Consider the following 25666-nt stretch of genomic DNA (forward strand, 5'->3'; position numbering starts at 1 on the left):
CACAGCAAACGGATGATAACGGCGGGCCCTGCGCCCGCCGCTCTTCACTTCATGCAAAGAGGATTTTCTATGGGCACCACCCTCACCCGCTGGATGGCCATCCTGCTGACCGGTCTGCTGCTGCAGGCCTGCGGCTTCCAGATGCGCGGCACCGCCATCCCGCCCGAGTTGATGACCATGAAGGTGGTCGGTGACAACAAGAGTGACTTCTACCGGCTGGTCACCACCCGCCTCAAGGCCGCTGGCGTCGAACTCGCCGACAAGGAGGGCATTCCGGTGCTGACCCTGTCCGGCGTCGGCAGCACCAGTCAGGTCGCCTCCGTCGACTCCATCGGCCAGGCCCGTGAGTACGTGCTGGGCTACAACACCCAGTTCACCGTCTCCATGCCGGGCAAACCGACCCAGGTCTTCCCCATCGCCTTCAACCGCAGCTTCCTGAACAAGCCGGACGCGGCGCTCGCCTCCTCCCGCGAGCAGGAGCAGCTCGGCAAGGAGATGCAGGAGCAGGCCGCCAACCTGGTGATCCGCCAGCTCAGTCAGGTCAAATTCTGATGCGCCCATCCTGATGAGAGTGTGTTGATGAGAGTCTATCCCGAGCAGTTTGCGGATCATCTCAAGGCAGGGCTCAAGCCCTGCTATCTCATTTTTGGGGACGAGCCCCTGCTCAAGCTGGAAGCGATCGATGCCGTGCGCCAGGTGGCGCGCAAACAGGGCTTCGATGAGCGCCACAGCTTCGTGGTGGAACAGGGGCTGGACTGGAATCAGGTCTACGATGCCTGCCAAGCCATGAGCCTGTTCTCGGCCCGCCAGATCATCGAGCTGGAGCTGCCGGCCAAGGTCGACAAGGATCTGGCCGCCCGCATCAGCGAGATCGGCAAGCAGCTGCACCCCGACCTGCTGCTGGTACTGAGCGGCAATCGTCTCAACCAGACCCAGATGAAGGCGGCCTGGTTTGACAAGCTGAGCCAGAGCGGCACCTATGTGCCGGTCAACCACCCCGAGCCCCGCTTCTTCCCGCGCTGGATGAGCGCCCGCTTCCAGCGCTTCGGCCTCAAGGCGCTGCCGGATGCGGTCAACTTCATGTGCCACTCCTACGAGGGCAACCTGCTGGCCGCCAGCCAGGAGATCGAGAAGCTGACCCTGCTCTCGCCGCCCCAGCCCATCAGCGTCGCCTATCTGCAGGAGACCATCATCCGCCACGCCCACTTCACCCCGTTCCAGCTCATCGACACCCTGCTGGAAGGAAAGGTGAACCGGGCCCAGCGCATCCTGCTGGCCCTGCGCGCCGAGGGCACCGAGCCCGGCATGCTGGCCTGGTCTCTCTGTCGCGAGCTAGAGCAACTCACCGAACTGGCGCTGGCGGCCCGCGCCGGTCAGCCGCTGGTGGAGCATTTCAGCCGCCTGCGCATCTGGCAGAGCCGCCAGCAGCTTATTCAGCAGGCGCTGACCCGGCTCCCCTTCGCCAAGTTGCAGCAGTTGTGGCAGCTGATGGCCCGCCTCGACGACGCCCAGCGTCGCTTCGATACCGACCAAGCCTGGCTGATGCTGCAGACCGTCGCCCTCGGTTTTCGCGATGGTACCCCCTTGCCGCTGGCGGGATCTGACGCATGAGCCAGCCTGTCGACATTCCGGCCATCACCGGCGGGGAACTCATGCTGCAGCCGCCCATCGGCATCCTGGGGGGGACCTTCGATCCCATCCACATCGGCCATCTGCGCCCGGCCATCGAGGCCCGCGACGCCATTGGTCTGGCCGAAGTACGTCTGCTGCCGAACCATATCCCGCCCCACCGCGCCAGCCCCTTCTGCTCGAGCGAGCAGCGTCTGGCCATGGTTGCCCTGGCGGCGGCGGAAAACCCGGGCTTCGTGGTGGATGAGCGAGAGCTCAAGCGCGACACCCCCTCCTGGACCATCGACACGCTGATCGAGCTGAGGAGCGAGCTGCCGGACACCCCGCTCTGCTTTCTGATGGGGATGGACTCCCTGCTGAGCCTGCCAAGCTGGCATCGCTGGCAGGAGCTGCTCGACTACGCCCACCTGGTGGTGAGTACCCGTCCCGGCTGGCAGCCGGATTACCCGGCCGACGTGGTCGCGCTGCTGGCCCGTCACCAGACCCGCGAAGTGGCGGAGCTGCACCGGCTGCGCCACGGCCGCATCTGGCTGGCGGACAACCTGCCCGTCGAGCTGTCGGCCACCCGGCTCAGAGAGCGCTTGGCGGCGGGAGCGGATCCCCGCTATCTGCTGCCGCCATCGGTGGCGGAGTACATCCGCCAGCAGGGGCTCTATCGACCGGCCTGAACCCGGTTTGCCGGGGTGGTTGTCCGACGCGGATCGCGCACTATAGTGATCAACAGGGGGCCGTTTTCCGAGCGGGCACGGCCCCTGTTCCACTCCCCTTCACCGGACTGGGAAACGGGAGTGACCATGATATAATCCGCCGCCCTCACGCCATGAAAGCGCGCCGGAATACAGGAGAGACTCATTGCAAGGCCAAGAACTGCATGCCTTTATCGTCGACAAGATCGATGACATGAAAGGCCGCGACATCATCACCCTCGATGTGCGCGGCAAATCCAGCATCACCGACACCATGATCATCTGCTCCGGCAACTCCAGCCGTCACGTCAGCGCCATCGCCCACCATCTGGCCAGCGAAGCTCGCCATGCCGGGCTCGATCTGCTGAGCGTGGAAGGCCAGCTCACCGGCGAGTGGGTGCTGGTGGATCTGGGCTCCGTCATCGTGCACGTGATGCAGGATGAGCATCGCGATTTCTATCAGCTGGAAAAACTCTGGAGCAACACCGCTCAGGTGAATGCGCAATAAACGAGCACAAGTGTAACGACCGATGAAAATCCAGTTGATTGCGGTGGGCACCAAGATGCCCGCCTGGGTAGAGCATGGCTTCGAAGAGTATCGCCGCCGTTTCCCCAAAGACATGCCATTCGAACTTGTCGAGATCGGCGCCGGAAAACGTGGTAAAAATGCCGACATTCCCCGCATTCTGCAAAAAGAGGGGGAAGCCATGCTGGCTGCCGCCGGCCGCTCGCGCATCGTGACCCTGGACATCCCCGGCAAACCCTGGACTACCGAGCAGCTGGCCATGCAACTGGAAGCCTGGAAGCTCGATGGCCGCGACGTGGCCCTGCTGGTGGGCGGCCCGGAAGGGCTCTCCCCCGAGTGCAAGGCTGCCGCCGAGCAGAGCTGGTCGCTGTCGCCGCTGACTCTGCCCCATCCGCTGGTGCGGGTGCTGGTGGCCGAGAGCCTCTATCGCGCCTGGAGCATCACAACCAATCATCCGTATCACAGAGAGTGAACCATGCGCTATTCCAGCATCACCCTCACATACCCGTATCACAGAGAGTGAGCCATGCACTATCCAAGCATTCCCCTCTCAAACCCGAATCACAGAGCGTGAGCATGCACATCTGCACCCCGTTTCTCACCTGCTCGACAGTCATAAGGTAGCGGCATGCTGAAGACTCGCATCGAAATGCGCGACCACAGCGCCGAGGGTCGCCTCTTCTTCCGACGAACCCTAGTCGCCTACGTTGGCATGATAGTGCTGATGCTGGTGCTGCTGGGCAATCTCTACTACCTGCAAGTAGAGTCTTACGACACCTACCAGACCCGTTCCAACGACAACCGCATACGCGTCGTGCCGGTGGCGCCGCCGCGCGGCCTCATCTATGACACCAACGGCGTGCTGCTGGCGGAAAACCGCCCGGTCTACAGCCTCGAGATCGTGCCGGAAGAGACCAAGGATCTGGAGAAGACCGCCGACGAGCTGATCGCCCTGCTGAAGCTGCCGGAGGGGACCAAGGAGAAGTTCCTGGCCGAGGTGAAACGCCAGCGCCGCTTCAAGCCGGTCGCCCTGTACGAGAAGCTGACCGAGTATCAGGTCGCTCTTTTCTCGGTCAACCAGCACAACTACCCGGGTGCCAGCATCGAGGCCTACCTCAAGCGCTATTACCCGTTTGGCGACACCCTGACCCATGCGCTGGGTTACGTGGCCAAGATCAACACCCGCGACGTGGAGCGCCTCGACAAGGAGGACAAGCTCGCCAACTATGCCGCCACCAAGGATATCGGCAAGCAGGGGGTGGAGAAGTACTACGAGGATCAGCTGCACGGCGTGGCAGGCTACCAGGAGGTCGAGGTCAACAACCGCGGCCGGGTGGTGCGCACCCTGAAATTCCAGCCGCCCGAGCCCGGCAAGGACATCTACCTCAACATCGACATCCGCCTGCAGCTCAAGGCCCAGCAGCTGCTGGCCGGCCGCCGCGGCGCCATCGTGATGATGGATCCCAATACCGGTGCCCTCCTGGCCATGGAGTCGAGCCCGAGCTATGACCCCAACCTGTTCGTGACCGGCATCTCCAGCGCCAACTACTCGGCGCTGCTCAACGATCCGGCCCGGCCGCTGGTGAACCGCACCACCCAGGGCATCTATGCCCCCGCCTCCACCGTCAAGCCCATGATGGCGGTGATGGGGCTCAACGAGGGGGCCATCACCCCCAACTACCGCTACTTTGGCGGCCCCAGCTTCTCCATCCCCGGCACCACCAAGAAGTTTCGCGACTGGCGCCGCTGGGGCCACGGCTGGCTCGACGTCTATCGCGCCATCGAGGTGTCGGCGGATACCTACTTCTACGATCTCGCCTACCGGGTCGGCATCGACAAGATCAACAGCTACATGACCAGGTTCGGCTTCGGTCAGTACAGCGGTGTCGACATCTACGAAGAGACCAAGGGGGTCATGCCGTCCCGCGACTGGAAGATGGCCCGCTGGCGCCAGCCCTGGTATCAGGGTGATACCATCTCCATCGGCATCGGCCAGGGCTACTGGAGCGCCACCCCGATCCAGCTGGCCAAGGCCATCAGCATCCTGACCCAGAACGGCCACGACGTGACGCCGCACCTGCTCAAGAGCACCGCCTCCATCGATGGCGTGGTCAACGCCCCCATCAACCCCAACATGGCCATCCAGACCAAGAGCGACAGCTACTGGCAGGTGGCCAAGGACGGCATGTGGCGGGTCATCAACGGCCACGAAGGGACCGGCCGGCGTGCCTTTGCCAACACCCCCTACAAGGCGGCAGGCAAGTCCGGCACTGCCCAGGTGGTGGGCCTCAAGGAGAACCAGGTCTACAACGCGGCCACCACCAAGGTGGAGCATCGCGACAACGCCCTGTTCGTCTCGTTCGCCCCGTTCGAAGCACCCAAGGCGGTGGTCGCCCTGGTGCTGGAGAACGCCGGGGGCGGCAGCGCCATGGCGGCGCCGGTCGCCCGCAACATGCTGGATGCCTATCTGCTGCCGCCGGAGCCCCAGCTGCCGCCGGCACCGGCCAAGAAGCCCCAATCCGAAGAGGTTGCCTCTCATGAGTAACTCCGCTCGCCAGCAGAGCATCTGGTACAAGCTGCACATCGACTTGCCGCTGCTGCTCGGCCTGCTGACCCTGATGTCCCTCTCCATGGTGGTGCTCTACTCCGCCTCCGGTCAGGACGTCGACTCCATCGTGCGCCAGCTGGTGCGCGGCGGACTGGCGTTCGCCCTGATGATCGGCATGGCCCAGCTGCCGCCCTCCCTCTATGCCCGCTGGTCGGTGCCTCTGTTCGCAGTGGTGGTGCTGCTGCTCATCGCGGTGGACGTGTTCGGCCACATCGGCAAGGGGGCCCAGCGCTGGCTGGACCTCGGCTTCATGAAGTTCCAGCCCTCCGAGGTGATGAAGCTCTCCATGCCCATCATGGTGGCCGCCTGGCTCAGCCGTCATTCGCTGCCGCCCAAGTTCAGCCACCTGGTGCTGAGCCTCATCATGGTGCTGCTGCCCACCCTGCTGATCGCGGCCCAGCCCGACCTTGGCACCTCCATCCTGGTGGCCGCCTCCGGCTTCTTCGTCATCTTCCTGGCAGGGATCAGCTGGTGGCTCATCGGGCTCGCAGTGCTGCTCATCTGCGCCTTCATGCCGGTGCTCTGGTTCTTCCTGATGCACGACTACCAGCGCCAGCGGGTGTTGATGCTGCTGGACCCGGAGAAGGATCCGCTCGGCCGCGGCTACCACATCATTCAGTCCAAGATAGCGATCGGCTCCGGCGGCGTGTTCGGCAAGGGCTGGCTGCAGGGGACCCAGTCCCAGCTGGAGTTTTTACCAGAACGCCACACCGACTTTATCTTCGCGGTGTTCAGCGAGGAGTTCGGTCTGGTGGGGGTCGCCCTCTTGCTGGTGATCTACCTCTACATCATCAGCCGCTGCCTGTTTATCTCCATGCAGGCCCAGAACAGCTTCGAACGCCTGCTGGGCGGTGCCCTGACGCTGACCTTCTTCGTCTACGTGTTCGTCAACATGGGGATGGTGAGCGGTATCCTGCCCGTGGTGGGGGTCCCCCTGCCGCTGGTGAGCTACGGCGGCACCTCCATGGTGACCCTGATGGCCGGCTTCGGCATCCTGATGTCCATCCAGACCCACAGAAGGCTGCTGGCCTGATGCGACTGGCCGGTTTTCTGCTCTCGCTCGTTGCCCTGAACGCAGCGGCGGCCGTCGAGCCCCCGGGGCTCGCCCGGCTCGCCGAGCAGCAGCAGGTGCCGCTGGCCGAGTTGCAGGCCGCCACCGCCCAGGCCAGCCTGCGCCAGGAGGTGCTCGACACCATCAGCCGCCCCTGGGAGGCCAAACCCTGGCATCGCTACCGGCCGCTGTTCATTACCCAGGAGCGGATCCGGGACGGGGTCGGCTTCTGGCAACGCCACGCCGCCACCCTGGCACGGGCCGAGCAGACCTATCAGGTGCCGGCCTCCCTCATCGTCGCCATCATCGGCATCGAGACCTTCTACGGCCGCCAGATGGGCCGCCATCCGGTGCTAGACAGCCTCTACACCCTGGGCTTCCACTACCCCGAGCGGGCCGACTTCTTCGCCAAGGAGTTTGCCCAGCTGGTGCTGCTTGCCCGGGAAGAGAAGTGGCCGCTCACACGCCTGAAGGGCTCCTATGCCGGCGCCATGGGGATGGGTCAGTTCATGCCCTCCAGCTATCGCCACTATGCGGTCGACTTCGACGGCGACGGCAAGCGCGATCTGTTCGCCAACCCGGTGGATGCCATCGGCAGCGTCGCCAACTATTTTGCCGAGCATCAGTGGCGCTGGGGGGAGTCGGCGGTCGAACCCGCCTTGATCGGACTGGCGCCAGTGGGTACCCTGCTGGGGCCGGCCCCCGAGCTGACCCAGACCTGGGCCGAGCTGGCCGCCGCGGGCATTGAACTCGCCACCCCGCTGGCACCCGACACGCCGGTGAAACTGCTGGCATTGGAACAGGCCGATGGACCGGAATACTGGGTCGCGCGCCACAATTTTTACGTGATCACCCGCTATAACCGCAGCCCGCTCTATGCGATGGCGGTGCATCAACTCAGTCAAGCAATCCAGGACGCGTATGCATTACAGCCACAAACTTCTCCCGCTCAGCCTGACCTTGTTGCTGGCCGCCTGTAGCAGCCAGCCGGAACAGCTTCCCCCGCCTCCCGAACCGGTCCAGCCGGAAAAACCCCAGGTCATCGAGATCCCGCAGGCCACCGGCGCCATCCCGCGTCCCGAGCCCCTGAGCGCCAGCGGCAACCGTGACTACTGGATTGGCAAGCAGAAGAACGAGGTGTGGCGCGACATCAAACACTACAGCGAAGAGGGGACCGCCAGCTGGCTCTCCCAGGATCTGGACGGCCAGAAGACCGCCAACGGCGACGTGCAGGACAGCAAGCTGTTCAGCGCTGCCCACCGCAACCTGCCGCTGCCAAGCTATGTGCGGGTCACCAACCTGGACAACGGGCAGGAGACCATAGTGCGGGTCAACGATCGCGGCCCCTTCGGCAGCGATCGGCTGATCGACCTCTCCCATGCCGCCGCCACGCAGTTGGGGATGGTGGAAGGGGGCGAGGCGCGGGTACGGCTCGAGCTAATCAACGACACCCCGGATCAGATGGTACTCATGGCCCCCATGAAGCCCATCGAGATGACGCCGACCACCCCGGCCGCCGCGGCCCCCGTCGCTCAGGACGGCTTCGTCGGCCAACCCACCGAGCTGGCCATGGCCACGCCGACGGCAGAAGAGCCGGCCCCCGTCAAGGCGCCGGTCACCAAACCCGCCAAACCGGCAGCGGCCAAGACGGCGGCGCCCGCCAGCAGCGGCGAGGGCAAGATGATCCAGGTGCTGGCCAGCGGCTCGCAGGTACGGGCGGAGGCGATGGGCAAGGTGATGACCCAGCGTCACGGCCTGCCCTATCGGGTGGACGCCCATGGTGCCATCTTCCGGGTGCTGATCGGCCCCGTGCCTGCCGACCAGCAGGCCGCCACCCTGGAGAAAGTGCGCCAGGGGGGGCTGGAGCAAGCCTTCATCGTCCCCTGAGCGTCTCAGTCTCAAGCTGACCGAACCGCCCTCTGTGGCCCGCCATCACGTCGTTTCCCGGCGTGATGGCGGCTACGGAGGGAGAAAAAACCAGACCAGATGGCACGTCGGGCTTTGACCGACGGTCGCTTCTGGTATAGTGAAGCCCGCATTTTTAACTTGGGTTACCCCAACCAGGCACCAGGAATTTCAAGATGTCCAAATTTGCCCGTTCAGTTATTCTGGCCTCCCTGATAAGCGCCACCGCCCAGGCCAACACGCCTGTACCGACCCCGACGCCGAACGCCAACCCCGTGGTGGTTCCCGCCGCGCCGGAGATCTCCGCCAAGGCCCACATCCTGATCGACTACTACTCCGGTCAGGTACTGGCCGAGCAGAACGCCGAAGAGCGTCTGCCGCCCGCCAGTCTGACCAAGATGATGACCTCCTACATCATCGGCCAGGAGCTGCTGAAGGGGAACATCAAGCGCACCGACATGGTGACCATCAGCCAGAACGCCTGGTCCAAGAACTACTCCGACTCCTCCAAGATGTTCATCGAGGTGGGCAAGCAGGTCTCCGTCGATGACCTGAACAAGGGCATCATCATCCAGTCCGGCAACGACGCCTGCGTCGCCATGGCCGAATTCCTGGCGGGCAGCACCGACTCCTTCGCCAGCCTGATGAACAGCTGGGCCGCCAAGCTCGGCATGAACGACAGCCACTTCATGAACCCGCACGGTCTGGATGCGGAAGGTCACTACAGTACCGCTCACGACATGGCGCGCCTGGGCCAGGCCCTGATCCGCGACCTGCCGGAGGAGTACAAGATCTACGCCCAGAAATCCTTCGTGTTCAACGGCATCACCCAGCACAACCGCAACCGCCTGCTGTGGGATCAATCCCTGCAGGTTGACGGCATCAAGACCGGCCACGTCAGCCAGGTCGGCTACAACCTGGTCTCCTCCGCTACCAACAACGAAGGCATGCGCCTGATCGCCGTGGTACTGGGCGCCAGCAGCGAAGCCTCCCGCGCCGCCGAGAGCAAGAAGCTGCTCACCTACGGTTTCCGCTTCTTCCAGAGCCTGACCCCCTACAAGGCGGGCACCGAGCTGGTGACCCAGAAGATCTGGATGGGCGACAAGCCGGAAGTGAAGCTGGGCGTCGACAAGGACGTCTCCGTGCTGGTCACCCGTGGCCAGGGCAACAACCTCAAGGCGGACTTCCAGCTCGAGAGCGAGCTGAAGGCACCGCTGGCCAAGGGTCAGCGTGTCGGCACCGTGTTCCTCAAGCAAGGGGACAAGGAGATCAAGCAGGTACCGCTGGTCGCCCTGGAAGAGGTGCAAGAGGGTGGCCTGATGAGCCGTCTGTGGGACTACCTGGTGATGCTGGTTTCCAGCTGGTTCAAGTAATCCACACGCAGGATCCCGACCAAACAGCGGCGCCAACAGGCGCCGCTGCTGTCTTTTTGGGGTCGGGCCAGTCAATAACCCTGTAAACTGCAGGTTCCGCCGACTGACGATTTGTGGTAAAAAGCAGCACCTCCATCCCTTGTCTGCCGGTCCGGCCTTGATCCCGGCCCGGGCAATGCCCATATACACTTGAGCAGTGCCCCGCACAGACGGGGGCATGGCGGCCCCGAGGGGCCAACGGCCATTAGCCACAAGCAAGAAAGTCGTCTCGCGACGACCGCAAAAGGTGAGTAAATGAATACCAAGTTTGATGAACTGCTGGAGTTCCCCTGCAAGTTCCCGTTCAAGGTGCTCGGCGTTGCCGACCCGGCCCTGCCGGACATGGTGGTGGAAGTGCTGCAGCAGCACGCCCCCGGCACCTACAGCCCGACCGTCCAGCCCAGCTCCAAGGGCAACTACCACTCGGTCCGGGTCACTGTGACTGCCCAGAGCAAGGAACATATCGAAGCCATGTATACCGCCCTCGGCAACATAGAACTGGTTCGCTACGTCCTGTAAGTCGCCTCTTTCGCCCCGCCACCGGGGCGACTGATTATTTGCCGCCGGCGACCAGCGCCGTGCCGGCCGACCCAAGCGCCTGTCAGTGAGGAAAGATGTCACCCCAAACTCCCGCCGAGTCATCACAGTCCGCCAGCCAGCTGCTGGTGAGACAGCTGGGCCGTCGTCCCTACCAGCCGGTATGGGATGCCATGAAGGCCTTCACCGACAGCCGCTCCCCCGACACCCCGGACGAGTTCTGGGTGGTGGAGCATGACCCCGTCTACACCCAGGGGCAGGCCGGCAAGGCCGAACACCTGCTCGCCCCCGGCGATATCCCGGTGGTGCAGAGCGATCGCGGCGGTCAGGTGACCTATCACGGCCCGGGCCAGCTGGTGCTCTACGTGCTGGTGGACGTGCGCCGCAGCAAGCTGACGGTACGCGAGCTGGTGACCTGCCTGGAGACCGCCATCATCAATACCCTGGCCAAGAGCGGGATTGAGGCTTATGCCAAACCCGATGCCCCCGGGGTCTACGTGAAGAACGAGCTCGGCATGGAGGCCAAACTGGCCTCCCTTGGCCTGCGCATTCGCAAGGGCTGCTCGTTCCACGGGCTGGCCCTCAACATCAACATGGACATGACCCCCTTCCTGCGCATCAACCCGTGCGGCTATGCGGGCATGGCCATGACCCAGACCAGCGCCCTGGGCGGCCCGCAGAGCGTGGCCGAGGCGCAATCCATCCTGGTGGCCGAACTGGCCCGCCTGATTGGTTATCAAACAATAACAAACACCGAGAGTGAATCATGAGCAAACCCGTTCGTATGGAGCCGGGCGTCAAGCTGCGCGATGGCGACAAGATGGCCCTGATCCCGGTGAAATTCATGCCGGATCCCAACGAAGAAGTGCTGCGCAAGCCTGACTGGATGCGGATCAAGCTGCCACCGTCGAGCCAGAAGATCGAGCACATCAAGAGCACCCTGCGCAAGAACAAGCTGCACTCGGTGTGTGAGGAAGCCTCCTGCCCCAACCTGGCGGAGTGCTTCAACCACGGCACCGCCACCTTCATGATCATGGGCGCCATCTGTACCCGTCGTTGCCCCTTCTGCGATGTGGCCCACGGCCGCCCGCTGGCGCTCGACCCGGAAGAACCGAAGAAGTTGGCGCTGACCATCAAGGAGATGAACCTCAAGTACGTGGTGATCACCTCGGTGGACCGCGACGATCTGCGCGACGGCGGTGCCCAGCACTTCGCCGACTGCATCAAGCAGATCCGCGAGCACAGCCCGCAGACCCGCATCGAGATCCTGACCCCGGACTTCCGCGGCCGGATGGAGCAGGCGCTGGAGGTGTTCCGCGAGACCCCGCCCGACGTCTTCAACCACAACCTGGAAACCGCCCCGCGCATGTACCGGGTCGCCCGCCCGGGTGCCGACTACAAGTGGTCCCTGGAGCTGCTGCGCCGCATCAAGGAGATGCACCCCCATGTGCCGACCAAATCCGGCGTCATGATGGGTCTGGGCGAAACCAATGAAGAGATAGTCCAGGTGCTCAAGGACCTGCGCGAGCACGGCGTCAACATGCTGACCCTGGGTCAGTACCTGCAGCCGAGCCGCCACCACCTGCCGGTGAAGCGCTACGTGCCGCCCGCAGAGTTCGACGAGCTCAAAGACGTGGCCATGGAGCTCGGCTTCAGCCACGCCGCCTGCGGCCCCTTCGTGCGATCCTCCTACCACGCGGATCTGCAAGCCAAGGGGGAAGAGGTCAAATAAGCCTCTGCCCACCGACAGCAAAAGAGCGCCTTGTGGCGCTCTTTTTTATGCAGGTCGCAAAGCTCATCCTGCTGGTCGGCGCCCCCGAAACGGGCATGTCGAGGGGCCTTGGTCGCTGTTATGATGTGGCGCCGTTATCGTCAACCGCCCAGGATATGCCATGTCTCAAACCCGCCTCTTCATCGTGCACGGTTATACCGCCTCCCCCGATTCTCACTGGTTTCCCTGGCTCAAGGCCGAACTCGAGGCCCGGGATGTCCGGGTCGAGGTGCTGGCCATGCCTGACCCCCACCACCCAAAGCCCGCCACCTGGGACGCGGCCATGGACAGCCTGGTGCGGGATCACGACGAGCGCACCTTCCTGCTCGGCCACAGCCTCGGCTGCATCACCATACTGCGTCAGCTCGACCGGCTGCCCGCCGGCAGCCAGGTGGGGGGGATCCTGCTGGTCTCCGGTTTCGATCAGCCGCTGCACACCCTGCCGGAGCTGGATCCCTTCATGACCCCGGATTATGACCCGGCCCGCATCATGGCGCTGGCCCCCCGCCGGGTGGTGGTCGCCTCCCGGGATGATGCCATCGTGCCCTATCCCTACAGCCAGCACCTGAGCGAGCGACTGGCCGCGCCACTCTACAGCCTGGAGCATGGCGGCCACTTCCTCGACCGGGACGGCTTTCTGACCCTGCCGCTGGTGCGTGACCGGCTGCTCGCCATGCTGGCGGAGGGCTGAGGCAGACAACAACGGCCACCAGGGTGGCCGTTGTTGTTTTCTACCCGGCTAGAACGACATGCCGGAGAAGGACATGAAGCCGAGCGACATCAGCCCGGCCACGATGAAAGTGATGCCAATCCCCCTCAACCCCTCTGGCACATCCGCATACTTCATCTTCTGGCGCAGGCCGGCGATGGCGACGATGGCCAGCAGCCAGCCCAGGCCTGAGCCCGCTCCATACACCACGGATTCGATGAAGTCGTAGTCCCGCTGCGCCATGAACATCACCCCGCCGAAGATGGCACAGTGCACCGTCAGCAGCGGCAGATAGATGCCGAGCGCGTGATGCAGCGCCGGAAAGTGCTTGTCGAGCACCATCTCCATCACCTGCACCAGCGCCGCCAGCACCCCGATGTAGACGATGAAATCGAGAAAGCTCAGATCAAACTCGCCGAGAAAGGTGCTCTCCGGGCGCAGGATATGGCGGTAGATCAGGTTGTTGAGAGGAATGGCGATCACCATGACCACCAGCACCGTCAGGCCAAGGCCGAAGGCGGTGTTGATGTTCTTGGAAACGGCCAGGAAGGTGCACATGCCAAGGAAGAAGGCCAGCGCTAGGTTTTCGACAAAGATCGATTGAATGAAGAGGTTTACGTAATAGTCCATCGGGTCGGCTCACAACGGGTACGAACGGGAGCCGCCTCCCTGCGCGCAAGCGGGCACGAAGGCGGTGCAAGAGGCGCCGGATCGGAGCCTGGCCCGCAGGCAGTACTCTGTGGCTGGGATCAGGATCGGATCGAACGGGCGCGTGGCGTGCAGCCGGCCTCTAGTCGCTGTGGCAGAACCGAAATTGCAGATGGTGGCAGCATCGCAGCCGCCGATGCAGATAGCCGAAGTGGTCGGCCAGCTGCCTGAGGTAGATGAGGGGCAGGAAGAACAGCAGGCCGCAGAGCAGGCCGAGGATCTCGTGCTGGAACCAGGCCAGCAGCATCTGGTAGAGCTCGGCATGAGCGGCCCCTTCCAGTCGTCGCCCCTGCTCGAAGCCGAGGCGCCACTGGGAGGCTGGCGGCAGGCTGGCGCTGTCGAGCAGCCCCCGCTGGGCCGGCTCGTGCAGCTGCATCGAGCCCTCCTGCCCTCCCTTTGCCGGCCCCGGGGTTGCAACGACCCCTGCCGCGGCAGAGGCGGCAAGCCAGAGAAGGCAGGCGATGGCGAGGGCCATCGACCAGGTCGACAGTCGGCCAGGGGGCAGCAAGGGATGCATCCGGTTCAAACAAAGAGGAACAAGAGGGGCGAATTTATCACAATTCCTAGATTTATTGAATTTACCATATGGTAAATCAGCTTTAATCGATGCTAAAAGCCCTGATTATCAAAAAATCCAGCAATTAAAAACCACCGTGAGAGCAAGCGCCATGACGCCTGCTCTCATGGTGAGGACTCACCCCTGCTCAAAGGCCTGATGGTAGCGCACTTCACCACTGGGCATGGCAGCGCCGAACGAGCGGGCCATGAAGTACTCGGCCGGCACGCCGGGCAGCGTCAACCCCGGCTCGGACACGAAGCCGAAACGACCGTAGAAGCCGGGATCCCCCAGCACCACGCAGCCGGCCGCTCCCATCCCCTTGAGCTCGGCCAGACCCGCCTCCATCAGCCGTGAACCCAGCCCCTTGCCGTGCAGCTCGGGGGAGACGGAAATGGGGCCAAGACCATACCAGCGTTCGCTGCCATCGCTGATGGTCACCGGCGAGAAGCAGAGGTGGCCGACCACTCGCCCCGCCTGCTCCGCCACCAGCGACAGACTGAGTGCCCCGGCCTGGCGCAGATCGCGCACGATCAGCTGCTCGTTGTGATCGGTATGGGGGGCCTTGAGGAATGCGGCCACGGTCACCGCTTCAATGGCGTCTTGATCGGTGACCGTTTCCGGTCGAATGAGGATGTTCATAAGGGTTTCTCCGTTTGCTCTCTTTCAATGGATGTTCTGATCAGACTGCCTGCAGGCAGCAGATCACATAGCCGTAGCTGCCCAGGTATTGGCGGTGAATGGCCACTTCCCGGCTCAGATCCTGCCAGGCTGGGCTATCCCCCAGCTCGGCGCGATGGCGCGCCAGATTGCGCTCGATGGGATCCAGATAGTTGTGCCAGGCCCTTTGCGGCAACTGGGTGTGCCACAGGCAGCGATACCCCGCCTCCTGCACCGTCTTGAGCAGGCCAGCCAGGGTCTGCATGGCAGGATAATCCCGTTGCCAGAACGCCAGCGCCTCCTCTGGCGGCGTGTCGGTCAGCCACACCAGGTCGCTCAGCACGATGCAGGCATCAGGGCCGGCAAGGTGCGCCCGCCAGGCTTTGAGCGCATTGGCCACCCCTATGGTGTAGGCGCTCCCTTCGGCCCAGATAAGGTCGGCGGGGGCCAGCTCCACCGGCAGCGCCGCCATGTTGGCGCACAGGGTAGTGACCTGCTCAAAGCCAGCCGCGCTGACCGATCTGGCCACGGCGGCCAGCGCCTCCTCGTCGAGGTCGATGGCCACGATGGCGGCATCCGTCACCTGTGCCAGCGCCAGGGTGGCGGCGCCGCGCCCGCAGCCCATGTCGAGGATCCGGCGAGGTGCCATGGGCAGCGCGGCAAACTGCTGCTGAGTGAAGGCGCAATCCCCCGGCCCCCAATAGCTCATGCCATCCAGCAACTGTTTAAAATCCTGGATGTAGCGATCATGCTCGTTCATGTCTTTGCTCAGCCACTGCAAGTGGTAGCGCTCCTTTTCACTGAATCCCTGCTTCATCACCCAGTCGAAGTAGGCCTGCGGGGCTTGATGCTGCAGTTGCAACTGCCAGGCCTTGAACTCGTCGCCGGAGTGCGCACGCAAACCAGCGAGATCCGCCAGCAGATCCCTGGCGCGTTGCATCCGCGCCAGCTCCTCATCCAGCTCCCTGACCCGGGTCTGCAGCGTTGCCTGCTCCAGCTCCCCCGCCAGACAGGCGAGGCACTGCTTGAGGCTGAGCCCGCCCGCCTGCAGGGCCTGCACCATCCGCAGCCGCTGCAGATCTTCATCGTCGTAGTGGCGATAACCGTTGGTGCCTCTCGTTCCCGCAATCACCCCCAGCTTCTCGTAATAGAGCAGGGTGGAGCGGGCCAGGCCGCAGCGCCTGGCCAGTTCGGATATTTTCATGACAGCGACTCTCAGTGGGGTCCGTGACCCGATGAAGGAAAGCTTAAACTGTGAAGCAATAGACGGGTCAACGGCAAAATCCGGGTTCATACCATAAAAAAACGGCCACCCTGAGGTGGCCGTCATCGGCAGCAAGAGAGACTCGCGGGATCAGAGGCCGGCGGCCTCCAGATGCTCCACCAGCAGCTGCACGCTGCGGTTGCCACGCCACTCGTTGACGTCGAGCCGGTAGACCAGCCGCACCCGTTTGACCGAGGCATCGGGCCAGCGCTGCAAGTCGACCCCGAAGGCGATGGCATCCACCGCGTGGCCGGAATCCGTGGTCAGCATCATCTTGAGGTGCTTCTCCCCCACCAGCCGCTGCTGCACCAGCACGAATTCGCCATCGAACAGCGGCTCGGGGAAGGCCTGACCCCAGGGGCCGGAGGCGCGGATCAGCTCCGCCAGCTCGAGGGTGAGCTCGTCCGGCAGCAGTTCGCCGTCGGTGAGCAGCACCCCGGTCAAGAGCTCAGGGGTCACCAGCTCGCCGATGACCGCCTCGAACGCCCGCCCGAAAGCCTCGATATTGGCCTTGGGAAGGGTCAGCCCCGCCGCCATGGCGTGGCCGCCAAACTTGCCCATCAGGCCGGGGTGACGGGTATCGAGCAGTTCCAGCGCATCGCGCAGGTGCACCCCGGGGATGGAGCGCCCGGAGCCCTTGAGCTCGGTCTCACTGCTCTCGGCAAACGCGATGACCGGGCGGTAGTACTTCTCCTTCACCTTGGAGGCCACCAGCCCCACCACCCCCTGATGCCACTCGTCCCGGTGCAGCACGATACCGGAGGGCACCTCGCCATCACGAAACCGGATCTGCTCCAGGGTGGCCAGCGCCTCCTGCTGCATCCCCTGCTCTATTTCCTTGCGCTCCTGGTTGAGGCTGTCCATTTCGGATGCTAGCTGGCGCGCCAGGTTGATGTCCTCGCTCAGCAGGCAGGCGACCCCGAGGGACATGTCGTCGAGCCGGCCCACCGCGTTGAGGCGCGGCCCCAGCGCAAAGCCGAGATCGGCGGCGCACAGGCGACGACCATCGCGACCGGACACGTCCACCAGCGCCTGGATGCCGGGGCGGCAGCGGCCGGCCCGGATCCGCTGCAGGCCCTGATGGACCAGGATGCGGTTGTTGCCATCGAGCGCCACCACATCGGCCACCGTGCCGAGGGCCACCAGATCCAGGTAGTCCGCCACGTTGGGGGCGCGCAGCCCCTGCCGCTCATACCAGCCGCTCTGACGCAGGTGGGTGTTGAGAGCGGCCATCAGGTAGAAGGCTACCCCGACTCCGGCCAGCGACTTGGAGGGGAAGTCGCAGCCATGCTGGTTGGGGTTCACTATCGCGTCGGCGTCAGGCAGCTCCTGGCCCGGCAAATGGTGATCGGTAACCAGTACCTGCATGCCGGCCGCCTTGGCCGCCGCCACCCCGGCAAGGCTGGAGATGCCGTTGTCCACCGTGATCAGGAACTCGGCGCCGCGGGCCACCGCCAGCTCGACGATCTCGGGGGTGAGGCCATACCCGAACTCGAAGCGGTTGGGCACCAGAAAGTCGATGTGGCGGCCACCCATGGCGCGCAGGGCCAGCACACACAGGGCCGAGCTGGTGGCGCCGTCACAATCGAAGTCACCGACGATGAGAATGCGCTTTTGCGCCGTCAGCGCCTCGGCCAGCAGGGGCACCGCCTGCGCCATGCCGAACAGGCGCTGGGGTGGCAACAGCTGATTGGCGCTGCGCTCCAGCAGGGCAGGGTCTTCGACTCCACGGCTGGCGAAGATTTGCCGCAGCAAGGGATGAAGGGTGGCGGGCAGATGGGTATCATCCACGCGCGGACGACGACGGATTAGCAGGGGCATCGATGTGATCCAGTATCTTGAGCAGTTGTTCAGGGCTCTGATAACCGCGCAGCAGGTCGCCATTTGGCAGGACCCAGCTCGGCAGCGCCTTGATCCCGAGCCACTGGCTCAGGCCGATATGATGGGCAAGGATCTCATTACAGCCGCTCTCAGGCAAACGATCACTGAGTTCGAGTTCGCGCAGCAGCCCGGGATCGCACCAGCGCGCCTGCGCCTCGGCCAGATCGGCAAAGGGGCCAAGCACCGGCAGCAGCTGCACGCTCACCCCCCTCGCCTGCAAGGCGGACAGCTCATCCAGGGTGGTGCGACAGCCGCGGCAGGCGAGATCGGTAAACAGGGTGAGGCGGTGGCGCTCGGGCACGGCCTTGAGCTGCATCCGCCGCTCGCCGATCTGGGCCAGGGCCAGCTGCCGCTGTTGACGCTGGCCCAGCATGGTGAGGTTCTTCATGTCGTGGGCCAGATCCAGCATGGTGCCCAGCAGCACATGGTCGCCTCTGGCATCGGTATAGAGGGGCCCCTGCGCCGTGCCCAGCAGATAGAGGCCGGAGACCGGAGTCTCGTCCACCAGGTAGACCTGCACCCCGAGCCGCCGCTCTATGGTCTGTTTCAACAGTTGGGGATCCATCCCCGCGCTGACGGCAAAAGAGCCCAGCAGCATCATTCCCAGCAGTAAATAGTGCACTTTTTTACTCACTTGGCATGAACGAATGGACTCACAAGGTTACTCAGCAAATATGCTCGCCTCAACTGCTTAATTACTGATTGGTTAATAGAAGGGTCGCAAAAAAATCCCGATCTGACAGGTTGCCAATCGGGCAAAGCCCCAGCAAGCTAACCGGGACGACAGGAAACACGATGGTCATCCTCTGTTTTCCTGATGCTTTATTATTCAAACACCAGGGCGGCCCAGGCCGCTGCTAGCCCATTTTTGGAGGGGAAAATGAGTCTGATTCAAGAGTTCAAGGCCTTTGCATCCAGAGGCAACGTCATCGACATGGCGGTCGGTATCATCATCGGGGCCGCCTTCGGCAAGATCGTCTCCTCCTTCGTCGGTGACGTGATCATGCCGCCCATCGGCCTGATCCTGGGGGGCGTGGACTTCAGCGACCTCGCCGTGACCCTGAAGGCCGCCGAGGGCAGTGCACCGGCCGTGGTCATCGCCTACGGCAAGTTCATCCAGACCATCATCGACTTCCTGATCATCTCCTTCGCCATCTTCATGGGGCTCAAGGCCATCAACACCCTGAAGAAAAAGCAGGAAGAGGAAGCCGCGGCACCGACCGCCCCCACCAAGGATCAGGAGCTGCTGACCGAGATCCGCGATCTGCTGAAATCCCAACAGGGAAAATAAGCGCCAGCTCCTGTCGTGTACTGGAAAAAAACCGCCTTCGGGCGGTTTTTTAGCTACATCAGCAACGGAACACTTTACACTTGGCATCACCCAGACCCTGATCTGCATCCGCCCCCATCCCACGCACATCATGCTTGAATGAATGTAAACCTACAGGAATCATCGCCATGACATCCCCGACAGTGAAGACCAGAGCGAAACATGGTTTCATTCTGCGCTATTTGCTGTTGCTCTCCCTGCCCCTGCTATTGATGACAGCCAGCAACCTCTATCTGTTTTTCATCAAACAACAGAACGTAGTACGCGAGCGCATGGAGTTTTTCAGCAGCAGTACGGCCCAGCAATGGGACAACGCGCTGAGCTCGGTCGAAGAGCAACTCAATATTCTGGCGGTGGATCTCGCCAACCATGACGGCGTGCTCCCGCCAGAAATGCGGGCGCGGCACTACTCGGTGTGGCAGCAGCTCAGCCGCTCGGGCAGCCTGCTGAAGGGGCTCTACTATGTGCAGCGGGACAATACCTTGGTCAACTTCAACCACCAGCTCCCCCCTTCCCCCCAGGCAATGGCCAAACAAGCATGGTATCTGGATGCCATCCATACGCCGGGGATCAATATCTGGAGTGCCCCCTATCTCGACACCGTCCAGCACATTCCGGTGGTGACCCTGTCACGGGCGGTCTTGAACCACAGCGGCAAGATAGTGGCCGTGATTGGTCTGGACGTCGAGCTGTCGCGAGTCTCGGACCGGATCGGGCGCATGCTGCAGGGCGGCAAGCAGATGACTTACCAGCTCTACGATCGCCGGTATCAGCGCATCGTGGCACACAGCAACCCGCTGCTGAACGCCACCCCGCTCGACGAGCCCTGGTTATCCCGGCTCCAGGGGAAAAATGGCGCGATCCAGAGCCAGGATGACGAACTCATCGCCTACTACACCCTGGCCAACAACCCCGGCTGGCAGGTCATCATCATCTACCCCTTCAGCAACTCCTTCGTCATCAGGGAGCTGCTGCCCAACATGATGATGGGGCTGTTGCTGTCGCTGGTCATGTTCATCCTGGTGGCCGTCATCTTCCATCAGCGGCTGGAGAACACCATCGGCATGCTGGTGCAGGTGGTGCGCCAGCTGCGGGTCACCCCGCCGGGACAGCCCCTCATCATCCCCCGCATTCCGGGCATCGAGGAGCTGGAGGACGAGATCACCCTGATTTCGGACCAGATGCAGGCGGAGAGCGAGAAGGCCCAGCGCGATGCCCTGACCGGGCTCTACAACCGCCGCTACATGGACACCCTGCTGAGCGAGCTGCACCAGCAACATAGCCCCTATGTGCTGGCCATCATCGACATCGACAACTTCAAGCAGATCAACGACCGTCATGGCCACCCCGCCGGCGACAGCGTGCTCAGACGCACCGCCTCTCTGGGCAGCAAGCTGCTGGAGGGCAAGGCCACCCTCTGCCGCTTTGGCGGCGAGGAGCTGGTCGCCATCTTCGAGCAGGGGCGGCTTAAGGAGGCACAGCAGCAGATGGATCAGTGGCGCCGCGCCATGGCCACGCAGAACTGGCGCGAACCGGGCTTGACCGTCACCTTCAGCGGCGGGCTGGCCGAGGCGCTGGATGCCCCGCCCGCCGAGGTGCTGGCCCGGGCGGATGCCGCCCTCTATCGCGCCAAGCAGGAGGGGAAAGATCGCCTCTGTCTGGCCTAGGCGCGCGGGTGGTGCTGGCCGTGCAGCGCCTTGAGCCGCTCGTTGGCCACGTGGGTGTAGATCTGGGTGGTGGAGAGATCCGCGTGGCCCAGCAGCATCTGCACCACCCGTAAGTCGGCGCCGTGGTTGAGCAGGTGGGTGGCGAAGGCGTGGCGCAGGGTGTGGGGAGATAGCTCCCCGCTGATGCCGGCCCGCAGGGCATAGAGCTTGATGCGGTGCCAGAAGGTCTGGCGGGTCATCATCTGGGCCCGCTTGGAGGGGAACACCACGTCCGAGCTGGTGCCCCCCAGCAGCAGGCCGCGCCCCTCACGGTAATAGCGCTCCAGCCAGTGCACCGCCTCCTCGCCCATGGGAACCAGCCGCTCCTTGTTGCCCTTGCCCACCACCCGCACCAGCCCCTGGCGCAGGCTGACATGCTCGGCGGTCAGCCCCACCAGCTCGGAGACCCGCAGCCCGGTGGCGTAGAGCAGCTCGAGCATCGCCTTGTCGCGCAGCTCTAGCGGGTCGTCCACCAGCGGCGCTTGCAGCAGCGCCTCCACCTCGGCTTCGCTGAGATCCGATGGCAGCTTCTTGGGCAGCTTGGGCCCCTCCAGCAACACGGTGGGATCGTCGCTGCGCAGCTTCTCCCGATTGAGATACTGGTAGAAGCGGCGCAGGGCCGACAGGAAACGGGCCGTGCTGCTGGCCGCGAACTGCTGGTCCACCCGCCAGGCGAGGTAGTGCTGGATGTCGTCCAGCCCGGCCAGCAGCAGGGAGCCCCCCTGCTCGTCGAGCCAGAGGGAGAATTTTTCCAGATCGGTGCGATAGGAGCTGACCGTGTTGTCGGAAAGGCCCCGCTCCAGCCAGAGGGCGTCGAGAAACGGCTCGATCAGGGGATGGGATTCAGCTTTGCTCATGGTACGCCGCGCTCAGGGAAACAGGCCCCCATTGTAACGTGTCGACCCACCCGGCCCGCAAGGCAGGCTTGTCCATGGCCCGGCAAGAAGTGAAGCGCGCCGGGCAATCTGCTAGACTGGCGCCCACCCCGGGCGCCGCTGTGCCGGTCACGCCCCTTGCCTACTGCGATCAAGAGAAGAGCGATGAAGATAGGTTTGTTTTACGGCTCTACCACCTGCTACACCGAGATGGCCGCCGAGAAGATCCGCACCCTCATTGGCCCGGAGCTGGTCGATCTCCACAACATCAAGGACGTGCCCCTCATCCGCATGCAGGAGTACGACATCCTGATCCTGGGCATCTCCACCTGGGACTTCGGCGAGCTGCAGGAGGACTGGGAATCCCGCTGGGAAGACATTGCCGACCTGCATCTGGAGGGGCGCATCATCGCCCTGTTTGGCCTCGGCGATCAGCTGGGTTATGGCGAATGGTTCCAGGATGCCCTCGGCATGCTGCACGATCAGCTGGTGCCCAAGGGGGTCAAGCTGGTGGGCTACTGGCCCAACGAGGGGTACGAGTTCGACGCCTCCAAGGCGCTCATCGACGATGGTCGTCACTTCGTTGGCCTGGCCCTCGACGATGCCAATCAGTACGACCAGACCGAATCGCGCATCGAACAGTGGGTCGACCAGATTTTGAGCGAGATCCACGAACTGCTGTGACGCCGGGTTTTCTGACAGCAGTGGCGATGGCTCCCTGCCATCGCCCGCTCCCCGCACGGCATGTCGAAAAAGGCCTTGTGACAGGCCCCTTGAACAGACGTCAGCTGCGACGCTTTCCCGCCTGCCGCCCCAGGTTTCGGACCACCGGGCGCATAAATCGCACCGATTTTCTCAATCGGTATCATCGCATGACGCTATAGCGACTTTTTTATCCTGGTCTGCAACAATGGAAGCGATACCCCATAACAATCACAGCCGGGTGTCGGAAGCAAACGGACAGACCAGAAAAGGACATTCTATGACCCCATTCTCCCTGTTGGCCCCCGCCATCGCCCGCGACGTGCTCGATCACGCGCTGGCGCTGGGTGCCGACTTCGCCGAGCTGTTTGTGGAGCGCAAGCGCCGCAGCCAGCTCAGCCTGCTCTCAAGCCAGATAGAAAATATCAGCGGCGGCCTCGATTTCGGCATCGGCGTGCGCCTGTGCTACGGCCACAAGGTGCTCTACGGCTACACCAACCTGGCCGATCGCAACGAACTCTTGCGCATCGTCACCCTGCTGGCGGCCAAGGACAGGCGTGACCCCGTGGTCACCGCCACCGCCTTCGATTTCACCCGCCTGAACGATCGCAACCCGATCGCCCTGCCCCTGTCGGCTGACAAGCTGCTGGAGCAGAAGATCGCCTACCTGCACGCCATGGATGCCGCGGCCCGCGCCGAGAGCGACAAGGTGAGCCAGTTCTCCGGCAACGTGCTGGGCTGGGAGCAGGAGGTGGAGATCTTCAACAGCGAAGGGGTGCAGGTGAGCGATCGCCGCCACTACAACCGCATCATGGCCCAGACCATCGCCGCCCTTGGCAGCGAACAGAGCGTCGGTTACGAAGCCCCCGGCGCCATGATGGGCTGGGAGCACGCCGCCAGTATCGATCCCCGCGAGCTGGCCCTCACCGCCACCCGCCAGGCGCTGGTGAAGCTGGGTGCCGCCCCCTGCCCGAGCGGCAAGCTGCCGGTCATCATGGAGAGCGGCTTTGGCGGCGTCATCTTCCACGAGGCGTGCGGCCACCTGCTGGAGACCACCTCGGTGGCCAAGAAGGCCTCGGTATTCCACGACAAGATGGGCCAGCTCATCGCCAATCCGGCGGTCAGCGCGGTGGACGAAGGCTTGCAGGGCAACGCCTGGGGCTCCATCAACGTCGATGACGAGGGAATGGCGACCCAGCATACCCAGCTCATCAAGGATGGCGTGCTCACCGGCTTCCTGGTGGACCGGATGGGGGCCCTTCGCACCGGCTACGCCCGTACCGGCTCCGGACGCCGTGAATCCTACAAGTTCGCGCCGGCCTCGCGCATGCGCAACACCTATATCGAGCCGGGCAATCACAGCCTGGACGAGATGCTGGCGACGGTGGAGCACGGCATCTATGCCAAGCGGATGGGGGGCGGCTCGGTGCAACCCGGCACCGGCGAGTTCAACTTCAACGTGCAGGAGGCCTACCTCATCGAGCACGGCAAGATCACCCGGCCCCTCAAGTCGGCCACCCTGATCGGCACAGGCCCGCAGGTGCTCAAGGAGATCTCCATGGTGGGGCGCGATCTCGCCCTCTCCGCCGGCATGTGCGGCTCGGTCTCCGGATCCATTCCCGCCTCGGTCGGCCAGCCACCGCTCAAGGTTGACAGCATTCTGGTGGGAGGGAACGCCTGATGAGCCAACTCGACATGAACCAACTGCTTGCCCGCCTGCTGGACCAGGTCGCCGATCTCGGTGCCGAGGCGGACATCATCGCCAACCAGGACAAGGCCTTCTCCCTCAAGGCCGACAAGGGCGAGCTCAGCGAATACAAGGTCACCAGCAGCCAGCAGATCGGCATTCGACTGATAAAAGAGGGTAGGGTCGGCATCGCCTATTCGGAGTCTCTCGACCAGTCGGCGCTGACCGCCATGGTGCAGGATGCGCTGGATGCCAGCCGCTTCGCCAAGGTGGACCCGGATCAGACCATCGCCGTGCAGCAGAGCCGGCTCACCACCGACTGCGCCGAGATCAATCAGCCCGACACCACCCCAGTGGAGGAGAAGATTGCCCTGGCCCTGCGCCTCGAGTCGGAGATGCTGGCGCTGCCGGACGTGACCGGCGCCCCCTACAACAGCTTCTTCGAGGGGGAGAGCCGGCTGTGGCTCGCCAACAGCCAGGGCAGCCTCTGCCAGCACCAGGCGTTCAGCGTCGGCTGCTACAGCTCCGCCCTCATCGAGCGCGACGGCCGTCAGTCCATGTTCTCCCAGGGGCAGTATGAGCGCCGCTTCGATGCGCTGGACAGCCAGACCCTCATCCAGCAGATCCACGCCGTGGCCGACGGCCTGCTGGCGGGAGACGCGGTGCCGAGCGGTCACTACAGCGCCATCTTCGACACCAATGCCCTGGCCAGCCTGTTCGGCTGCTTCCAGGCCGCACTGTCGGGCAAATGGGCACAGCAGGGGATCAACCCCTGGCGGGGCAAGCTGGGCCAGTCGGTGGCTTCCCGCTGGCTCACCCTGGAGAGCCGGGCCTATATGCCGGGCGGCATGCACATCAAGGCCTTCGATGGCGAGGGTGCCCCCACCCGGGATCTGCTGCTGATCGGCGAAGGGGAGCTCAAAACCCTGCTGCACAACAGCGCCACCGCCCGCCACTTCGGTGTGGCCAGCAACGGCTCGGCGGCCCGCAGTGCCCGCAGTGCGCTGGATGTCAGCCCGCACCACCTGGTGTTCGGGCTCGGCCCCCACAGCGAGGCCGAGGCGCAAGCCGGCGAGTATCTGGAGCTGGTCAAGCTGGACGGCCTGCACTCCGGCGCCGATGCGGTGAGCGGCGACTTCTCGTTCGGCGCCTCCGGCTTCCTGTGTCGGGACGGCGTGCGGGTGGCCCCGGTACGCGGCATCACGGTGGCGGGCAACTTCTACCGCCTGCTGAGTGAGCTGGAAGCGGTCGGCAACCTGCTGCACCACGACGATGGCAAGAGCTTCTACGCGCCGCTTATTCGCTTCGGCGGGCTGAGCATTGCAGGCAAGTAACTGTATATCTAGGGAAAAAACCTCCAGTTCCCCACCCAAAAGCGGCGCCTGATGGCGCCGCTTTTTTAGCTCTGGCGCCCCTCATGGGCCACTCCTAACCTCTAAGAAGCTGTCTACGACCTGCCGCGA

26 protein-coding genes are annotated in these 25666 nt (G+C 63.8%); 19 read left to right on the forward strand and 7 right to left on the reverse strand.

Annotated features, from left to right (window positions below):
- Positions 1-69: 69 nt before the first annotated feature.
- The 14 genes from lptE (at position 70) to G5134_RS05420 (ending at position 12816) form a co-directional block, all read left to right on the forward strand.
- Entirely contained in the window at positions 70-552 is a 483-nt protein-coding gene (gene lptE, locus G5134_RS05355; RefSeq protein ID WP_005298250.1) for an LPS assembly lipoprotein LptE, read from the forward strand.
- 27 nt (positions 553-579) lie between these two features.
- On the forward strand, positions 580-1611 hold the full coding sequence (gene holA / locus G5134_RS05360) for a DNA polymerase III subunit delta (protein WP_065016805.1): 1032 nt from the start codon (positions 580-582) through the stop codon (positions 1609-1611).
- Positions 1612-1652: 41 nt separating this feature from the next.
- The gene (gene nadD / locus G5134_RS05365; RefSeq protein WP_065017042.1) at positions 1653-2297 is read left to right on the forward strand and encodes a nicotinate-nucleotide adenylyltransferase; all 645 of its coding nucleotides are present in this window, start codon (positions 1653-1655) and stop codon (positions 2295-2297) included.
- A gap of 184 nt (positions 2298-2481) precedes the next feature.
- Positions 2482-2823: a ribosome silencing factor gene (gene rsfS / locus G5134_RS05370; protein WP_005298244.1), complete on the forward strand. Its 342-nt coding sequence runs from the start codon at positions 2482-2484 to the stop codon at positions 2821-2823.
- Positions 2824-2845: 22 nt separating this feature from the next.
- Positions 2846-3313, forward strand: coding sequence for a 23S rRNA (pseudouridine(1915)-N(3))-methyltransferase RlmH (gene rlmH, locus G5134_RS05375; protein WP_421231918.1), 468 nt, complete (start codon positions 2846-2848; stop codon positions 3311-3313).
- Positions 3314-3469: 156 nt separating this feature from the next.
- A complete protein-coding gene (gene mrdA, locus G5134_RS05380) occupies positions 3470-5386 on the forward strand; it encodes a penicillin-binding protein 2 (protein WP_017765125.1) in 1917 nt (638 codons plus the stop codon).
- A complete protein-coding gene (gene rodA, locus G5134_RS05385; RefSeq protein WP_005298235.1) occupies positions 5379-6482 on the forward strand; it encodes a rod shape-determining protein RodA in 1104 nt (367 codons plus the stop codon). Before mrdA ends, rodA begins: the two co-directional genes overlap by 8 nt.
- Positions 6482-7480, forward strand: coding sequence for a lytic murein transglycosylase B (gene mltB, locus G5134_RS05390; protein WP_408840216.1), 999 nt, complete (start codon positions 6482-6484; stop codon positions 7478-7480). Before rodA ends, mltB begins: the two co-directional genes overlap by 1 nt.
- The gene (locus G5134_RS05395) at positions 7422-8387 is read left to right on the forward strand and encodes a septal ring lytic transglycosylase RlpA family protein (protein WP_421231919.1); all 966 of its coding nucleotides are present in this window, start codon (positions 7422-7424) and stop codon (positions 8385-8387) included. Before mltB ends, G5134_RS05395 begins: the two co-directional genes overlap by 59 nt.
- A 194-nt stretch (positions 8388-8581) precedes the next feature.
- Positions 8582-9778: a D-alanyl-D-alanine carboxypeptidase family protein gene (locus G5134_RS05400; protein WP_005298230.1), complete on the forward strand. Its 1197-nt coding sequence runs from the start codon at positions 8582-8584 to the stop codon at positions 9776-9778.
- Between the two features lie 294 nt (positions 9779-10072).
- Positions 10073-10336, forward strand: coding sequence for a DUF493 family protein YbeD (ybeD, locus tag G5134_RS05405; protein ID WP_005298227.1), 264 nt, complete (start codon positions 10073-10075; stop codon positions 10334-10336).
- A 95-nt stretch (positions 10337-10431) separates the two neighbouring features.
- Entirely contained in the window at positions 10432-11124 is a 693-nt protein-coding gene (lipB, locus tag G5134_RS05410) for a lipoyl(octanoyl) transferase LipB (protein WP_065016802.1), read from the forward strand.
- A complete protein-coding gene (gene lipA / locus G5134_RS05415; RefSeq protein ID WP_065016801.1) occupies positions 11121-12086 on the forward strand; it encodes a lipoyl synthase in 966 nt (321 codons plus the stop codon). Before lipB ends, lipA begins: the two co-directional genes overlap by 4 nt.
- Positions 12087-12246: 160 nt before the next feature.
- Positions 12247-12816, forward strand: coding sequence for an RBBP9/YdeN family alpha/beta hydrolase (locus tag G5134_RS05420; RefSeq protein ID WP_065016800.1), 570 nt, complete (start codon positions 12247-12249; stop codon positions 12814-12816).
- Positions 12817-12864: 48 nt separating this feature from the next.
- Here the strand turns inward: G5134_RS05420 and nqrE are convergent, their stop codons facing one another.
- The 6 genes from nqrE to G5134_RS05450 all read right to left on the reverse strand — a co-directional run bounded on the left by nqrE (position 12865) and on the right by G5134_RS05450 (position 18525).
- Complete coding sequence (gene nqrE / locus G5134_RS05425; protein ID WP_010633144.1) at positions 12865-13464, reverse strand: NADH:ubiquinone reductase (Na(+)-transporting) subunit E; 600 nt, start codon at positions 13462-13464, stop codon at positions 12865-12867.
- Between the two features lie 160 nt (positions 13465-13624).
- A complete protein-coding gene (locus G5134_RS05430) occupies positions 13625-13918 on the reverse strand; it encodes a hypothetical protein (protein WP_082033526.1) in 294 nt (97 codons plus the stop codon).
- Positions 13919-14236: 318 nt separating this feature from the next.
- Positions 14237-14740, reverse strand: a complete 504-nt coding sequence (locus G5134_RS05435; RefSeq protein ID WP_065016799.1) for a GNAT family N-acetyltransferase — start codon at positions 14738-14740, stop codon at positions 14237-14239.
- A 40-nt stretch (positions 14741-14780) separates the two neighbouring features.
- Positions 14781-15962, reverse strand: coding sequence for a MerR family transcriptional regulator (locus G5134_RS05440; protein ID WP_065016798.1), 1182 nt, complete (start codon positions 15960-15962; stop codon positions 14781-14783).
- 150 nt (positions 15963-16112) lie between these two features.
- Positions 16113-17843, reverse strand: coding sequence for a single-stranded-DNA-specific exonuclease RecJ (recJ, locus tag G5134_RS05445; RefSeq protein WP_065016797.1), 1731 nt, complete (start codon positions 17841-17843; stop codon positions 16113-16115).
- Positions 17806-18525, reverse strand: coding sequence for a disulfide isomerase DsbC N-terminal domain-containing protein (locus G5134_RS05450; protein WP_017788438.1), 720 nt, complete (start codon positions 18523-18525; stop codon positions 17806-17808). Before G5134_RS05450 ends, recJ begins: the two co-directional genes overlap by 38 nt.
- Positions 18526-18783: 258 nt before the next feature.
- On the opposite strand from G5134_RS05450, the gene mscL reads away from it, so the two are divergent.
- Both mscL and G5134_RS05460 read left to right on the forward strand, forming a co-directional pair.
- Complete coding sequence (gene mscL, locus G5134_RS05455; RefSeq protein WP_065016796.1) at positions 18784-19194, forward strand: large-conductance mechanosensitive channel protein MscL; 411 nt, start codon at positions 18784-18786, stop codon at positions 19192-19194.
- Positions 19195-19361: 167 nt separating this feature from the next.
- The gene (locus tag G5134_RS05460; RefSeq protein ID WP_065016795.1) at positions 19362-20900 is read left to right on the forward strand and encodes a sensor domain-containing diguanylate cyclase; all 1539 of its coding nucleotides are present in this window, start codon (positions 19362-19364) and stop codon (positions 20898-20900) included.
- On the opposite strand, the gene xerD is transcribed toward G5134_RS05460, so the two are convergent.
- Positions 20897-21796, reverse strand: coding sequence for a site-specific tyrosine recombinase XerD (xerD, locus tag G5134_RS05465; protein ID WP_017765137.1), 900 nt, complete (start codon positions 21794-21796; stop codon positions 20897-20899). The two genes, G5134_RS05460 and xerD, sit on opposite strands and share 4 nt — an antisense overlap.
- Positions 21797-21979: 183 nt before the next feature.
- On the opposite strand from xerD, the gene fldB reads away from it, so the two are divergent.
- The 3 genes from fldB (at position 21980) to G5134_RS05480 (ending at position 25537) form a co-directional block, all read left to right on the forward strand.
- Positions 21980-22498: a flavodoxin FldB gene (gene fldB / locus G5134_RS05470; RefSeq protein WP_005298196.1), complete on the forward strand. Its 519-nt coding sequence runs from the start codon at positions 21980-21982 to the stop codon at positions 22496-22498.
- Between the two features lie 298 nt (positions 22499-22796).
- Complete coding sequence (locus G5134_RS05475; RefSeq protein WP_065016794.1) at positions 22797-24197, forward strand: TldD/PmbA family protein; 1401 nt, start codon at positions 22797-22799, stop codon at positions 24195-24197.
- Positions 24197-25537, forward strand: coding sequence for a TldD/PmbA family protein (locus G5134_RS05480; protein ID WP_065016793.1), 1341 nt, complete (start codon positions 24197-24199; stop codon positions 25535-25537). The genes G5134_RS05475 and G5134_RS05480 overlap by 1 nt, the downstream gene beginning before the upstream one ends.
- The last annotated feature ends 129 nt before the right edge of the window (positions 25538-25666 follow it).

The sequence above is a fragment of the Aeromonas sp. 600276 genome, from assembly GCF_049175815.1.
GTDB classification, from domain to species: domain Bacteria; phylum Pseudomonadota; class Gammaproteobacteria; order Enterobacterales; family Aeromonadaceae; genus Aeromonas; species Aeromonas dhakensis.

Bases quoted from the DNA above. Each gene is read 5' to 3' on its own strand.
- G5134_RS05420 (WP_065016800.1), top strand. From the start codon at position 12,247: ATGTCTCAAACCCGCCTCTTCATCGTGCACGGTTATACCGCCTCCCCC.
- holA (WP_065016805.1), top strand. From the start codon at position 580: ATGAGAGTCTATCCCGAGCAGTTTGCGGATCATCTCAAGGCAGGGCTC.
- fldB (WP_005298196.1), top strand. From the start codon at position 21,980: ATGAAGATAGGTTTGTTTTACGGCTCTACCACCTGCTACACCGAGATG.
- mrdA (WP_017765125.1), top strand. From the start codon at position 3,470: ATGCTGAAGACTCGCATCGAAATGCGCGACCACAGCGCCGAGGGTCGC.
- G5134_RS05440 (WP_065016798.1), bottom strand. From the start codon at position 15,962: ATGAAAATATCCGAACTGGCCAGGCGCTGCGGCCTGGCCCGCTCCACC.
- G5134_RS05435 (WP_065016799.1), bottom strand. From the start codon at position 14,740: ATGAACATCCTCATTCGACCGGAAACGGTCACCGATCAAGACGCCATT.
- lptE (WP_005298250.1), top strand. From the start codon at position 70: ATGGGCACCACCCTCACCCGCTGGATGGCCATCCTGCTGACCGGTCTG.
- G5134_RS05460 (WP_065016795.1), top strand. From the start codon at position 19,362: ATGACATCCCCGACAGTGAAGACCAGAGCGAAACATGGTTTCATTCTG.
- G5134_RS05400 (WP_005298230.1), top strand. From the start codon at position 8,582: ATGTCCAAATTTGCCCGTTCAGTTATTCTGGCCTCCCTGATAAGCGCC.
- rodA (WP_005298235.1), top strand. From the start codon at position 5,379: ATGAGTAACTCCGCTCGCCAGCAGAGCATCTGGTACAAGCTGCACATC.
- mltB (WP_408840216.1), top strand. From the start codon at position 6,482: ATGCGACTGGCCGGTTTTCTGCTCTCGCTCGTTGCCCTGAACGCAGCG.
- lipA (WP_065016801.1), top strand. From the start codon at position 11,121: ATGAGCAAACCCGTTCGTATGGAGCCGGGCGTCAAGCTGCGCGATGGC.
- rlmH (WP_421231918.1), top strand. From the start codon at position 2,846: ATGAAAATCCAGTTGATTGCGGTGGGCACCAAGATGCCCGCCTGGGTA.
- ybeD (WP_005298227.1), top strand. From the start codon at position 10,073: ATGAATACCAAGTTTGATGAACTGCTGGAGTTCCCCTGCAAGTTCCCG.
- nadD (WP_065017042.1), top strand. From the start codon at position 1,653: ATGCTGCAGCCGCCCATCGGCATCCTGGGGGGGACCTTCGATCCCATC.
- mscL (WP_065016796.1), top strand. From the start codon at position 18,784: ATGAGTCTGATTCAAGAGTTCAAGGCCTTTGCATCCAGAGGCAACGTC.
- nqrE (WP_010633144.1), bottom strand. From the start codon at position 13,464: ATGGACTATTACGTAAACCTCTTCATTCAATCGATCTTTGTCGAAAAC.
- G5134_RS05480 (WP_065016793.1), top strand. From the start codon at position 24,197: ATGAGCCAACTCGACATGAACCAACTGCTTGCCCGCCTGCTGGACCAG.
- xerD (WP_017765137.1), bottom strand. From the start codon at position 21,796: ATGAGCAAAGCTGAATCCCATCCCCTGATCGAGCCGTTTCTCGACGCC.
- recJ (WP_065016797.1), bottom strand. From the start codon at position 17,843: ATGCCCCTGCTAATCCGTCGTCGTCCGCGCGTGGATGATACCCATCTG.
- G5134_RS05475 (WP_065016794.1), top strand. From the start codon at position 22,797: ATGACCCCATTCTCCCTGTTGGCCCCCGCCATCGCCCGCGACGTGCTC.
- lipB (WP_065016802.1), top strand. From the start codon at position 10,432: ATGTCACCCCAAACTCCCGCCGAGTCATCACAGTCCGCCAGCCAGCTG.
- G5134_RS05430 (WP_082033526.1), bottom strand. From the start codon at position 13,918: ATGCAGCTGCACGAGCCGGCCCAGCGGGGGCTGCTCGACAGCGCCAGC.
- G5134_RS05395 (WP_421231919.1), top strand. From the start codon at position 7,422: ATGCATTACAGCCACAAACTTCTCCCGCTCAGCCTGACCTTGTTGCTG.